The sequence below is a fragment of the Polynucleobacter sp. Adler-ghost genome (assembly GCF_018688495.1).
GTDB lineage: Bacteria > Pseudomonadota > Gammaproteobacteria > Burkholderiales > Burkholderiaceae > Polynucleobacter.
The window spans coordinates 1,191,333-1,204,666 of the sequence record NZ_CP061320.1 but is presented as its reverse complement, the minus strand read 5'-3'; the positions used below and the strand labels follow the sequence as shown (position 1 = coordinate 1,204,666).

14 protein-coding genes and 1 other RNA gene are annotated in these 13,334 nt (G+C 41.0%); 11 read left to right on the top strand and 4 right to left on the bottom strand.

Annotation, left to right across the window (positions count from 1 at the left end; genetic code table 11):
- Nucleotides 1-132 precede the first annotated feature (132 nt).
- Nucleotides 133-477, top strand: a complete 345-nt coding sequence (locus ICV89_RS06240) for a polyhydroxyalkanoate synthesis regulator DNA-binding domain-containing protein (protein WP_215307451.1) — start codon at nucleotides 133-135, stop codon at nucleotides 475-477.
- A gap of 87 nt (nucleotides 478-564) precedes the next feature.
- Here the strand turns inward: ICV89_RS06240 and ICV89_RS06235 are convergent, their stop codons facing one another.
- The 3 genes from ICV89_RS06235 to dcm form a co-directional block, all read right to left on the bottom strand.
- Nucleotides 565-2,958, bottom strand: coding sequence for a DUF2357 domain-containing protein (locus ICV89_RS06235; protein WP_215307449.1), 2,394 nt, complete (start codon nucleotides 2,956-2,958; stop codon nucleotides 565-567).
- Between the two features lie 17 nt (nucleotides 2,959-2,975).
- Nucleotides 2,976-5,228 carry an McrB family protein gene (locus ICV89_RS06230; protein WP_215307447.1) on the bottom strand — a complete coding sequence of 751 codons (2,253 nt, stop codon included), beginning with the start codon at nucleotides 5,226-5,228 and terminating at the stop codon, nucleotides 2,976-2,978.
- Between the two features lie 69 nt (nucleotides 5,229-5,297).
- On the bottom strand, nucleotides 5,298-6,269 hold the full coding sequence (dcm, locus tag ICV89_RS06225) for a DNA (cytosine-5-)-methyltransferase (RefSeq protein ID WP_215307445.1): 972 nt from the start codon (nucleotides 6,267-6,269) through the stop codon (nucleotides 5,298-5,300).
- Nucleotides 6,270-6,581: 312 nt separating this feature from the next.
- On the opposite strand from dcm, the gene ICV89_RS06220 reads away from it, so the two are divergent.
- From ICV89_RS06220 to ICV89_RS06210, 4 genes are all read left to right on the top strand, one after another.
- Nucleotides 6,582-7,460, top strand: a complete 879-nt coding sequence (locus ICV89_RS06220) for a helix-turn-helix domain-containing protein (protein ID WP_215307443.1) — start codon at nucleotides 6,582-6,584, stop codon at nucleotides 7,458-7,460.
- Nucleotides 7,453-8,811 carry a VWA domain-containing protein gene (locus ICV89_RS06215; RefSeq protein WP_215307442.1) on the top strand — a complete coding sequence of 453 codons (1,359 nt, stop codon included), beginning with the start codon at nucleotides 7,453-7,455 and terminating at the stop codon, nucleotides 8,809-8,811. The genes ICV89_RS06220 and ICV89_RS06215 overlap by 8 nt, the downstream gene beginning before the upstream one ends.
- Before the next feature lie 132 nt (nucleotides 8,812-8,943).
- Complete coding sequence (locus ICV89_RS10970) at nucleotides 8,944-9,075, top strand: hypothetical protein (RefSeq protein WP_256441772.1); 132 nt, start codon at nucleotides 8,944-8,946, stop codon at nucleotides 9,073-9,075.
- A gap of 87 nt (nucleotides 9,076-9,162) precedes the next feature.
- On the top strand, nucleotides 9,163-9,564 hold the full coding sequence (locus ICV89_RS06210) for a hypothetical protein (protein ID WP_215307440.1): 402 nt from the start codon (nucleotides 9,163-9,165) through the stop codon (nucleotides 9,562-9,564).
- A gap of 68 nt (nucleotides 9,565-9,632) precedes the next feature.
- On the opposite strand, the gene ffs is transcribed toward ICV89_RS06210, so the two are convergent.
- Nucleotides 9,633-9,730: signal recognition particle sRNA small type (gene ffs / locus ICV89_RS06205), an RNA gene on the bottom strand.
- Between the two features lie 32 nt (nucleotides 9,731-9,762).
- Between ffs and dnaX the strand changes: the two genes are divergently transcribed.
- The 6 genes from dnaX to ICV89_RS11010 all read left to right on the top strand — a co-directional run bounded on the left by dnaX (nucleotide 9,763) and on the right by ICV89_RS11010 (nucleotide 13,268).
- Entirely contained in the window at nucleotides 9,763-11,409 is a 1,647-nt protein-coding gene (gene dnaX, locus ICV89_RS06200) for a DNA polymerase III subunit gamma/tau (RefSeq protein ID WP_215307438.1), read from the top strand.
- 27 nt (nucleotides 11,410-11,436) lie between these two features.
- Nucleotides 11,437-11,760 carry a YbaB/EbfC family nucleoid-associated protein gene (locus ICV89_RS06195; RefSeq protein WP_046330302.1) on the top strand — a complete coding sequence of 108 codons (324 nt, stop codon included), beginning with the start codon at nucleotides 11,437-11,439 and terminating at the stop codon, nucleotides 11,758-11,760.
- Between the two features lie 25 nt (nucleotides 11,761-11,785).
- Nucleotides 11,786-12,400, top strand: coding sequence for a recombination mediator RecR (gene recR / locus ICV89_RS06190; protein WP_215307436.1), 615 nt, complete (start codon nucleotides 11,786-11,788; stop codon nucleotides 12,398-12,400).
- Nucleotides 12,401-12,602: 202 nt separating this feature from the next.
- Nucleotides 12,603-12,827, top strand: a complete 225-nt coding sequence (locus tag ICV89_RS06185; RefSeq protein WP_215307434.1) for a DUF6290 family protein — start codon at nucleotides 12,603-12,605, stop codon at nucleotides 12,825-12,827.
- Nucleotides 12,811-13,080 carry a type II toxin-antitoxin system RelE/ParE family toxin gene (locus ICV89_RS06180; protein ID WP_215307432.1) on the top strand — a complete coding sequence of 90 codons (270 nt, stop codon included), beginning with the start codon at nucleotides 12,811-12,813 and terminating at the stop codon, nucleotides 13,078-13,080. Before ICV89_RS06185 ends, ICV89_RS06180 begins: the two co-directional genes overlap by 17 nt.
- A complete protein-coding gene (locus ICV89_RS11010) occupies nucleotides 13,080-13,268 on the top strand; it encodes a ParD-like family protein (protein WP_215307431.1) in 189 nt (62 codons plus the stop codon). Before ICV89_RS06180 ends, ICV89_RS11010 begins: the two co-directional genes overlap by 1 nt.
- The last annotated feature ends 66 nt before the right edge of the window (nucleotides 13,269-13,334 follow it).

Here is a 13,334-nt window from a genome sequence, read left to right as displayed (position 1 = left end):
GATTTATGAATAATAAGCTTTAAATTGCATTAATTTCATATTTTAAAGGCTCAAATTATGAGCTTTTTATATTAATTAGGTAGAATTAGTTTTGACATTATTCTAAGCAAATATTCTAGGATGCGATAAGTAATGAATTCTGCAAAATCAGAAAGCCTAAGAGTGGTGAAAAAATACGGTAGCCGAAGGTTATACGATACCGTGACCTCAAAATACATTTCATTTAAAGAATTAGGTGAAATTATCGCCGATGGATTTGAAGTGTCGGTGATAGACTCAAAAACAAATGAGGATCTCACTCGCATTACATTAGCGAGTTATTTGGTAGAAAATACACATGTTTTAAATTTTTGCTCCAATGAATTGTTGGCTCTAATCATCAAAAATCAATCTTATTCAAATGAAACAAAGAGCGTTATTAAAAATATAATTGATCAGTCTTTGGCTTACTGGATTCCGCAAGGCTCAAAAAAATAACTCCTGTAATAATTTTTTTAACTAGGTATTTTTTACTGTCTAAAATTTAGTCTCACCAGCGCCGGTTTTCTTTGATTAAGCCAATCCCTAATAGGGCGGAATGGATACCCTACCAACATAAACTTCAGGTATGCAGTCATAATCTTTGACGCCATCAAGCAACTCAAGTGTCGTTAACTTAACTTGATCTGATTTTTTGTAGTGAGCAATATTTTCTATTGCATTATTGAGTTTCAACTTTTGACCCAGGGATATTATCCAATAGGGTTCAGCGAGTTCACATTTTGAGGTATTTTTTGATTCTCGTGGATCGGCGTAACCAAGTTCGACCGATTTAATTGGCCAAATTGCATCAATAAAATTATTAGATTGATCAGTTGTTTTTGTTTCAGAAATTGCCACGAATTTAATTTCCCGAAGGATATGTTCGTCTACTACATGCCCAAATAGTTTTTTGCTAACCCTATATTCACTAAAGTTTCCATTATCTTTTATCAAAAATTGATGTTCATTTTGAACACTCGTCGCCCCTAATATTGAAACCAATGTTAAATTTTTATACAAATTTTGATACATACCGCTTAAAGGTATTCTTGATGGGCTTTTTAGAGCAAGTGCTTCATTCGTAAAATTATTATTGACAGAATTATGCGACAACCCTATCTGTGAAACTAAGTAATTTTTTAACCATTGGTTACCTCCACTAAACTCTGAGTTTGGTAGCAGTGCAAAGGCACCAATGCCGACTTTTTCAATTGTATTTTGATAGGGGTTTGAACTAGAGATTTGATTAAAAAATCCAGGATAAAGTGCAAATGCGCCATACACTGGACGACTTAAGGTGCTTTTTTCATGGCCGGATTCATCTTGTGAGCAATTGATTAATGCGTCTCGATAACGATGCATCTGATTTATGGCATCTTCAGGTACAAAATCTATTTCTTCTTTAGGTGGATCATAGCGATTATTGTTTGATTCAATTCGGTATTTGGCATCAAATATCCATATATATTTACTATGGTTTGGTAAGGTTACCTCCATAAGCAGATCTGGTTTTTGAGTTGCCCAGTAGGTTCTTATTGGGCTAGTCTTTTTACTAAATACAGGCTCATGTACTAAACGAATTTTAATCCCATCGCTCCTTTCAAATTCAAACGCACCTCCGAAGCCATCCTTCATCCTGTATTCAAGATCCTTTAGGGATAGATACCTCGTATTTTTTTCCACCTCTTTAAAATGTAGAGTGTTTAATATAATTTCTCTAATCTCAAGAAGACACCACAGCTCATAGATTTCTGATACTGATTTCATGGAAACTGAAGACTGTGAGTCAAACATGTCAAGGTAGAATTTTAGTTCCTGCCAAATTTTATATACTGTGTTGTAGCCAGTTTTTTGTTGTAAGACTATTGTGGCGACCTCAGAATCAGCGTTATTTGGGATCTCCTTTAAAAATGTTTGACTTTCGATTCTTGTGAATGCTTCTTGCCATCCTTTAATTTCATTTATAAATAAGGAGCTAAGCTGTTGGTTATCGGGTGCTGCGTTTGATTTCACCAATTTTTCATGAAAAGTTGTCAATCTCGATTTGGTGGTGGACACCACTTTTTTGATAAAGCGATTCTCGGGCGTATCTAGCGAGAGATATTTCTTTGAATGACGATAATTCTCATTAAAAAAACCCTGTTTAATATTTTCGCGAAATAGCTCTACCTGCTTATTTGAAAGTTTTCCTTTAAGCTTTTCAGCTTTGACATAACGAGATTTATTTTTTAGATTGCTATGGGGAGTATTAGTGACAACTTTAAGCCCAAGCAACAATTTTTGACGTAAATTTTCAAAATGTGCCAACCAAAGAATTGGAAAGTACCCAATATTGTTTCCTGCAGAGATCGACTGTTCTGTCTTACTGGCTAAATTAAATCTCCAAAGTGGGTATTTGATATCAATTTTTTTATACATATTGACCAAATCAGAGGTCATATCCATTTTGGTGGGCAATACTTCCAAAGAAATTGCTAGAGAATTCTCCCTTCCAAATTGATTGGTGTAATGAAGGGGAAGCTTCAACCATCCAATATCGTTGCCCGTATTTAGTCCGCCTATGAGCCTTGGAAGATCATGCTCATTCCTAGGAGCTGAAAAACGAAATGAGTTATTTAAATTGGTTAGCTTGTGGGCGATAAAGGCATTGTTAACTGATGGATCAAAAAATACCCACTCGAATTGATACTGAGTATTTTCAAAAAATAATGGCTGTGCAATAGTTATATCTCGGATATTGCTTAAACTTAGCCAATAATTTTCTGTATTCTGGAAAACTTCAGCATTAATTTGCTTGGAAAAAATAATTTTTGATGGTGAGGAAGTTTTATTATGACGTGCTAGGGTTCTTTTAAGGATGTTTTGTCTAGACGTTATATCACTGCTCCATAAGGTCAATTCCCAATCCTTAGTTTTTAGTCGCAGTAATTCAGGCATTTACGTACTTAAAAAAATTATGGCCAGTAGTTTGTAAATGAAGTATTGGTAAGTCTATTCTCCATCCAGGATATTTTATTTTTACTTCTACAGGCGATAAGAATTGTATTTGTATTTGTTTCTTGAATATTTCTATCAGTTGTTGTGGTTCCTGAAAATCGACGATAGAGGTCTGGTCTAGACTCATCATTCCAAATGGATGATAATTTTTTTGCTAGAAGTTCTTTGAGCTCTGAAAGAATCGTTACTTGTGCGTCGCTGGTACCACCGTGAATGGCTAATTTATCAATATCTCCTTCAATCCTTGGTAGGATTTTGCACATTACAAAATCATCCCACACGGCATGTAGCTCAATCTCAGATTTGGGTTGAAAAGCAATGACTGAAAGTAGTAGGTCATTTAATGAGCGATATGCAATCTTAAAGTAGCTACCATCAAGTTTTTCATTAACTTCAGATAGAAATCCTATTGATTTTTTGCCATCTTTATCTATTGTTGTTGAGAGCGCATCCAGCTCTATCGAGGCATTTGACCAAATTGGATAGCCTAAAGTTACCGCCTCAATTGAGGGGTTAAAGTATGAGTCAAAATTATTTGGAAAGAAGTCACCAAAATCAAAACTTAGCGCGCGATCTAACACCTTGCGAGAAAATCCATGGGTCGTTTCATCCATGTTGACTGTACCCGCAACAATCAGATTTAGGGGTATTCCAATCCCAAAGTTTGAGAAATGGTCCCACAGCGCGTCATATTTCCCCCCAGTTATTTCAAGATCATTTCTTAGTTGATGGCCACCTTCATTTACTAATTTGCCACTCAGAAGGGCATCGCACGAATACTCAAATTTATTGGTATTCTTGGCCCATATACGAGTTTCAAGTATTGATAGAAAATCCGAAAAATATTGCTCAACTGGCGCAAGATTCATCTCATCAAGACATAACCAGTATGGGGGAATCTCATTTAGATCGAGAATGTGGCCTTTGATGACTTTGCTTTGACAATCTATATTTTTATCCGCTATTGCAGACCAGGCCTTAACTATAAATCTCAATACATCTGTAGCCACATAATACGGGGAACCACTTACTCTGGATACGTATCCAAGAAGGTCCGATGGTTCATGCCAGTCAGGTCTAACAGGAATGAGTTGGTAGGTTTTTTCAATGGAGCCAGTTTTTGAAGCTTGCTCACGTATGAATCGAGTTTTGCCAGTCCCGGAAATTCCTGCCAACAATATGAAGGGCTTACTTAATCTAAGGGCGATGTTTGCGTTTGAGGTTACCTTGATGTTAAAAAGATCTTTATATGCTTTAATCTGCTCCGGATCTTTTGAGAACGAATCTAAAAAACTTAAATAATTGTTTTTTCCAAGCACAGCCTTTGGCGCACCTTTGCTACTTGAGTCATTGAACTTTGACCATTCTTGATTGGCATCAGAATTTTCAACAATCTTTTTTATTTTCTTTATATCTTCATCAATTGCATCCTTATCGATGCTAAAAATTTGATGGTTAAAGAAATCTTGATCCCACGACTTTAAAACTTTGCCTGTTACAAGACCCTCATAAGATATTTTGAAATTTTCTGGCTTAGCGAACCACTTGCAAAAGCAGTCTATTAAATAGTCCCTGGGGGCATTATTGTGGCTAGTAAATAATTTGTTAGGCGAGGCCTGTAATAGGCCTAAAGCTTTGAAGCTTTCAAGATTTTTAGCCTTTAAAAAAATTTGGTTTGCAATGGCGACTTGTGATAATTTGTCCGTATAGTTGATTTCTTTAAGTAGCCCATATTCATTATTTATAATCTTATTTTTAGTTAAGTAATCTATTAACGACAGATAAACATCCTGATCCAGGCTGTACAACCCAGCTTGATTCGGACTTCCCTTCGTCATCACTCCTAGGTTGTCAGAAAATTGAGGATAAAGATAAAGTTGCTCTCGTGAGATGCACTCATTCAAAGGGTAGAGAGTTGCGGAGAATTTTTTATCTACCGGTGTAATTGAGTTTACTTTTCCAAGGGCGTATATACCATTACCGAAATTTTTTAAGCTGTCATCATTTCGAAAATATACATTTTTATTGCCAACATCACCGCTAAGAATAAAAACGACGAAATCATTTTTCTCAAGCTCATGAATCTTGTTTGGAATATTTGAAAATTCAAAATCCTCAACCTTTTTAGTTAGACATGCGCTAAGAATTTTTTTGAATTTATCACCATCATTTGCCTCTGGACAACTTAGTTTGACGTAATAGAACTTCATAGCAATGCCTCTCTCGCCTTAACGCTTTTTGCAATCTAATTCTAAAGAATAGCTCTTTTATAAGCTTTTTTATAGAACCTTTATTATTTCTGTAGCAATCTTTTTAATTAATGGAACTGTAACGCTGTTTCCAAATTGATGGTAAAGCTTGGAATTGGCTAATTTAGGTAATTTGAAGGATCTTGGGAACCCTTGGAAATTAGCTGTTTCACGTGGGGTTAATTTTCTAATGCCAAAACTATCTAAAATTAGCGGGACATTGTGGCCACCTGAACCCATGTTTGCGGTTAATGTTGGGCATGCGTTCGACTTGTTTTCGCGAACATATTGGCGACGCCATTGATAGATAGTGTCTTTATTTTTCATGGCCACCTTTAATGCCTTGGTGCAGTCATATTTTTCTTCTGTGTAATAAAACTCTTCCCCAGCCTTAACGCTCTCTAAGCAATCATGAATTGTTCTGCTTAATTTCACTTCATTGGGATATTTAAACTTTGCTGCTTTTTCAGGATCCTTAAATCCAACTACAAAAACGCGTTCTCGGTTTTGAGGCACATTTGCATGCGTCATTGAATTTAATACTTCCGGAGGTACGATATGGTAGCCACACTCTGCCAAAGACGTAATCATGAACTTAAAGGTTTCGCCATTTTCATGATTAACAATCCCTTTTACATTTTCGAGTAAAAATGCATCTGGCTTATTTTTATTCAAAATACGCAATATAGCTTTGAAAATATCGCCACCACGCTCATCTTTAAGACCTTTTCTGAGCCCTGCAATAGAGTAGGGCTGGCATGGAAATCCTGCAACCAGAATATTGTGATCAGGAACAAAATCGCTACCTAGGCCTAAGTTTAGAATGTCACGTGAAAATTTGTGATTGTGTTCAGGTTTATAGTTTTCCTTGTAGGTAGTCATTGCGGCATCATCAATCTCACAAGTCAAAACACATTGCGCGCCAGCATCTTCAAAGCCAATTCTCATGCCACCTATTCCGGCAAATAAATCTATAAATTTGATAGTTTCTTTATTTTTCATTCTGGCCATATTATTTTTTTTAACTGTTAAATCACTTTTAATTTCATTGTATTTGAGTGAGTCTTCCCCAATATATTTATCAATTTTTTGCTTTTGTTTTTGTGGGATAAGAAATGCGCTGTTTTGCTCTTTAAATTTTCAATTTCTCATCTCTGAAGCTCACCCCCTGAGCCTCTCCCCATCTACTGTTATTCCTAAGCAATAAATAGTTCTTCTTTGATGAATTAGGCTATTGACATCACCAGTTTTAGATGTCATATTGACAGTAATAGGTGTCATTAATAGTTAGCATTGCTTCTAGGAGAGGATGGAATGGGGTTTTTAATCAATCAATATCACGGGTTTAGCGGAAATGCCGTGGATATGGCATCCGTAGCAACCCAATGCGCCCAATATCTCCAAATGCCTGGAGATCTAGACAAAATCAATGAGCGCCTTGTGCGCTATTACGTAACTGAGGGTCTGGTAGATCGCCCTAAAAGAATAGGTCGGGATGCAGAGTATGGCTACCTACATCTTTTGCAGTTCTTAGCAGGGCGCTTTTTGGTGGATGCTGGCTTTCCTATGCAAAAGGTAGCTCCGTATCTTTCCTCCTTGGAGAGTGCACAGCTTGAAGCCTTGGTCATGAATAAAACCAAGCCCAATATGGCAGAGCTATTAGTGGCTTCATTTCAGAACCCATCACCTAAGAGTATGCGTAGCGCTAGTGAAGATCAATCTTCATCAGTTCGTAAGATCAAGATCAAAGATCCATCCGCCTCTGAAATACCTTGGGTGATGGCTAACAGTCAGAAGTCTGTAATTCAGGATGCTCTGAGTGCAGATCTCAATGCATTTGCCAGTCGTATACAGGCAAGCATTCCAGAGCCCGTAAATATCGATTCATTAGAGCGTCTAGATAGATTGAGTGATCAAGTCAATAAGCAGATTAATGATCTATCAGAAACCATTCGGCACAGCCTTAGTGATTTAGTAGATCGAGCGCAGCTGATTGCTGAAAGAGAACGCATGGTTTACGAAGAACGCTTCGAACGAATGCGACTGGTCATGCTGGATGAACGAGCGCAATGGTTCGACACCATAGACCGAGAGCGAGCAGAAAGACAGAATCAATTTTTAGAGATGCAAGAAAAACTCAATCGATTAATGGCCATGATGGCCGAGCAAGGTAAAGGAAAAGCACATGATTAACGGCAAAGAATTAGAAGTCCTACTAGGAACCCGCAAACCAGTAATGGCAAACAATACTGGGGAGAGCGTAGATGTATTAGTCCGCTTGCGTGCACCAGTTCAGGAGATGGCAGGGGTGTCTGAACGCACCCCTTTAGCAGTCTCTCTAGTGATCGATCGCTCAGGCTCCATGAATGGCGGCAAGCTGACTGAAGCAAAGCGTTGCGCCCTAGATTTACTCTCTCGCCTAGAAGACGAAGACTGGGTCTCAGTAGTGATCTATGACGATATGGTGGAAGTCTTACTAGAAACCATGTCAGTAAGGATGGCAAAAGCATTGCTGCCAATTCGCTTGGATAGCATTCAGCCTAATGGCATGACAAACCTTCATGGCGGCTGGCTCAAAGGCGCTGAAACCCTGGCGCCACGTGCCGGTCGCGGCATGGTCAGTCGAGTCATCTTGTTGTCTGATGGACAAGCAAATCGAGGTCTGCTGTCTAAAGAAGCAATTTATGAGCAAGTCAGAGAACTGGCGAGCGCAGGAGTAACGACATCCACAGTGGGGATTGGGTTTGATTTCAATGAAGAGTTGATGACTGGTATTGCTACTGCGGGACAAGGCAATAGCTGGTACGGCCAGCGTGCCGAAGACCTTGCAGAATCTTTTGATGCAGAACTCGGTTTCTTGACTAGTTTGGTTTGGCAAGATGTCCGTATTAAGTTAAATACACCGCTATTGCATCGTATAGGACAAAGGAATGAACAAGTACGGGTGCGCAATGACTATGTACAAAATGCGAGTGGTCAATACTGTTTGCCAGCGATTGCTCAAGGATCTGAAGTATGGATGGCAATCTCTCTTTCAATGCCAGAAGTCATTCACCTACAAGACAATGGCTCGGTACTACGTTGCACGATCTTGGCAAAAGACAAAGATGGTATTGAGCATGAGTTTGCAGTCAGTCTGCCTCAGCTTAAGGTCGTATCACTAGCTGACTACCAGTTAGCCCCGGAAGACGAACTAGTGGCCCGTCGCTTTAATGAAGTAGAGGCTGCTGATATTCAGCGCGAAGCTCGCCTACATGTACGTGACCGTAATTGGTCAGCAGTAGAGCGTCTGATGGCAAAACTAGAAGAGCGCTCACATGAGAATCCCTGGCTGGCAGAAACAGTCAGTTACTTGCGCAAGTTACTAGAGAGACGTGATCATGAGGCAATGGAAAAAGAACTGATGTATTCCTCAGATAAGCTCAAGAATCGCATTGCTGATCTAGACGATAACGTGATGTTCTGTATGAGTGCTGAGGCAGTGAAGCCTGCATTTCTTCGCAAGAAGGTCACCCAAGGCAGAAACTCAGATTCACAAACATAATCTTGATTAGTAATCTGTATTGATTGGGTGTAGGAGGGCGTAATCCTTTCCTACACACCAATCAACTTCAATCCCTGTTCATTTTCGATGCAAACCTCTACGCTGAACTTTTCTAGCTATTAGGGGTTTGTCATGCAGGTTTCACTTGAATGCACTCACAAGCAATTGCGTTTATTTAGATTGGTCATGGACGCACGAACTATTGTTGTCTTATTGATCATTTTGATGATCTGGCAAATCATGAAAATTCTCCATATTCTTTAAATTCCTAAAATAAGCCTCCTTCAAAGGATCGCGGTAATATTCTGATCATGAATGACCCTGCACTCATAAGTTACTTAGGAGGCTCTCATGGATGATTTTATGGACGATTTGGTATATAAAAAACGTGGAAAAGGCCCTGCTTTAGGCTCTTCTGCTGATGGCTCACCGAACTCATCTAGCGCAAATTCTCCATTACCTTCATTTGCCCAGCTCCAAGAAAAGCAGCGCAGTGAACTCATTGAGATGGCTCAAGTGCGCTTTGGTATTAAGGGCAGCGCTGTGCAAATCAATTTGGCGCCATTACAGATTCATGTAGGCATGACGCAAAAAGAAATCTTTAAGGCTTTACTAGATGCCCCAGAAGCAGAGCACGCTGATCAAGTGCTCTATGCACTAGCCAAAGGGGAGCTTGATGCGGATATGGCCAATCAAATCTTAGCTAGCTTGGCACTTTTAGATAAGTTTAAGAAAATCAAAATAGACTCCTAAGAGACTAAGGGCGTGACCCTAGGCCCATAACCCTAAGGGGCGACAATTATTCTCAATATATGAGGGGGGTGGACGAGCCCGACCCCCGGCACTGACAGAATTGGGTTTGGCTGCTTCGTTCCCGACCTGACCAGGTTATCCAAACCGCCATGCGGGGAGGCCCGTCCAATTCCATTTTAGCTTGTTAGAATGTAATACATGACTGCATTGGCTTTAGCCCGTTCGTGGCGCCCTAAAACATTCTCCCAATTGGTAGGACAAGACCATGTGGTTAAGGCATTAACCCATGCCTTGGACCAAGGCCGACTACACCACGCTTGGCTCTTTACAGGTACTCGCGGGGTCGGAAAGACCACCATTGCCCGAATTATGGCCAAAGCCCTCAATTGCACCGGGGAAGATGGCCAAGGTCGCATGACCTCAGAGCCTTGCGGAAAATGCCCAGCTTGCCTAGAAATCGATGCGGGACGCTTTGTTGACTATATTGAGATGGATGCTGCGAGTAATCGCGGGGTAGACGACATTGCCGCTCTATTAGAAAAAGCAGCCTACGCACCCAGTAATGCACGTTACAAGGTCTACATGATTGACGAGGTGCACATGCTCACCAATCATGCCTTTAATGCCATGCTCAAAACGCTCGAAGAGCCGCCTGAACATGTGAAGTTCATACTGGCTACAACTGATCCTCAAAAGATCCCAGTCACTATTCTGTCGCGTTGCTTGCAGTTCAATCTCAAGCAAATGCCAGTACCGCTGATCGTGGAGCATCTAGAAAAAGTACTTGCCTCAGAAAAAGTCGATAGCGAGACCAATGCACTGCGTGTTTTAGCAAAAGCAGCGCAAGGCTCTATGCGTGATGCTTTATCACTGACTGATCAAGCTATCGCCTATGCTGCTGGCAAAGTATCTGAAGAAGCCGTGCGTGGCATGCTTGGCACTTTGGATGATGCTTACCTCATTAAAATTTTAGATGCCCTCATAGCAAAAGATGGCGCGACATTGTTAGCTATCTCTAATGAGATGGGTGAGCGCAGCATGTCTTTCTCATTAGCATTGGCTGATCTATCAAGCCTCATTCAGAAAATCGCAGCCGCACAAATTGTTCCTGAGTCAGTATTAGAAGATTGGCCAGAAGCAGCAGAGATTCGTCGCTTAGCTAGCGCGCTGACAAAAGAAGAAGCGCAGCTCTTCTATCAAATCAGTATTACCAGCCGCCCAGACTTATCACTAGCACCCGATGAGCAAACTGGCTTTGCCATGACTCTCTTGCGGATGTTGGCCTTTCGTCCCGGAAATGAAACTCTCGGTAGAGCAGGGAACTCAACACCGCCAGTAGCTTCGGCACCAAGACCTTCCGCACCAGCAAATCAAACTGCTGCCCCAGTCAGGTCTGCACCTGCAGCATCTGCTCCAGCACCAGTACCAGCAGCTAAGCCCGCTGCATCAGCCTCTAGTTCTGATCGTCCAGACTGGCATACCTTAATGCGTCAGTTGCCCGTTAAAGGTCTAGTGCAACAGTTGGCGTTTCAGACAGAGTTACAGAATTGGGAGGATTCACCAGCAGGCGTCCGCGCCACAGTGGTGACACCGATGCCGCAATTAGCTTCAGAGGCTTCCATTGGCCGCCTTGCAGATGCGCTCACTGCACACTTTGGAAAGCCTGTGAAAGTAGTAATAGAGAAGGGTGAGGTCGAGGGTAAGACCGTCGCTAAAGTCGATGCTCAGATACACCAAGAGAAAAGACAAAATGCAGAGCAGATGATTGCTCAAGATCCATTTATTCAGCAATTAGAAAAAGAGTTTGGGGCCAAAGTAGTTGGTGGCTCTGTTAAGCCAATCTAAAGATTAAAAACATAAGGAAATAAAGCGATGATGAAAGGCGGCCTTGCTGGTTTGATGAAACAAGCCCAGCAGATGCAAGAGAAGATGAAAGTAGCGCAAGAGCAATTGGCTGCGCTCGAAGTCACCGGTCAAGCTGCTGGTGGTTTAGTCAAAGTCACTATCTCTGGTAAACACGAAATGAAGCGTGTTCAGATTGATCCAGGCGCAATGGATGATCGCGAAATGCTTGAAGACTTGCTTGTTACTGCCTATACAGAAGCATTCAAACAAGTCGAAGCGGCCAGCTCACAAGTGATGTCTGGTGCTACTGCGGGCATGCCAATGCCCCCTGGCTTTAAGCTGCCGTTTTAATCATTAACCAAAAACGGTTCATTTAATGGCGCGTCAAGAAGCTCCGCAAGATGCCCTTGGTCGTTTGATCGAGGCTTTGCGCGTATTACCTGGAGTAGGTCCCAAGTCAGCGCAGCGTATGGCTTTCTATCTACTGCAGCATGATCGCAATGGCGCAGCGGTGCTAGCCCAATCATTAGGTGAAGCAGTAGAGACTGTAGGTCACTGCGCCCGTTGTAATACTTTTTCAGAGACCCAAATCTGCGGCACTTGTATGGATGATCGTCGTGATCCATCCCTGCTGTGCATAGTGGAAACTCCTGCCGACCAAGTCATGATTGAGCAGACTATGAGTTTTAAGGGTAATTACTTTGTATTAATGGGCCGCATCTCACCACTCGATGGCATGGGTCCCAATGAAATTCATTTTGATCGACTACTCAATCGTATTGAATCTCCCGATACTGGAATACCAGTCAGGGAAGTAGTTCTAGCAACGAATTTCACGAGTGAAGGTGAGGCTACTGCCCACTACATTGGTGAAGTGCTTAAGTCTAAAGGCATCAAAGTCACCAGAATTGCTAGAGGTATTCCGGTGGGTGGTGAGCTCGAGTATGTCGATGCAGGCACGTTGGCCAGAGCACTAATGGATCGTCGTTAAGTAGGGCGGCTTCCCAAAACCCTTTTATCAATAGCGTTGAATATCGGGTACCTCCCGAATAAAATGTATCCTTCTTGAATGATGCTTATTTATTTTGGTATCTTTCTTGCCCAACTTTTTTAAATAAAAAAACTGTCATTGCTATCCCTCTTAGAAATTCGTCATAATTGCTATACTTGTATAGCAAAGACAAGGAGGTCATATGCTAGCAATACGATTACCTAAGGAAATTGAATTGAGACTTGATAATTTAGCCAAGGCAACTGGCCGAACTAAAACCTTTTATGCCCGCGAAGCGATTCTGGCTTATATGGAAGATATGGAAGACTTATATCTAGCTGATAAGAGTATGAGAGCATTAAAAAGTGGCAAAGTAAAAGCTATTCCATTGGACCAAGTGGAGCGAAATCTTGGTTTGGCTGATTGAGTTTGCCCCATCAGCAGAAAAGCAATTAAGAAAATTTGATCCTAAAGTAGCTAAAAGAATTTTTAAGTTTTGCAGAGAGAGGCTTGCCGTTCAAGCTGACCCAAGAATTCTTGGCGAAGCTTTAAAAGGGAAGGAGTATGGAGACTACTGGCGATATCGGGTCGGCGATTATAGGATTATTGCCTCCATTCATGATGGAGAGATCAGTATTATTGTCGTGAGTGTTGGAGATCGAAAGCATGTTTACAAATAATGCCCAAAGTAATTAGGCTATCTCAGAATCTATCAATACAAGCAAGAGAGGTTGGTAAGGTCACCGAAAGATCGCCATCTCAACAAATTGAACATTGGGTTTGCTTAGGAAAATTTGCGGAAAACAACTCCGAGTTAACGGGGAAAAGATTGTTAGATATCCTCAATGCCCAATCCCCTGGACTCTAATGGTCACTGAATCGACATAAATTCTAGGTAAATTAGCTCTTTTTGGGGATAATTAGGTCTGCACCT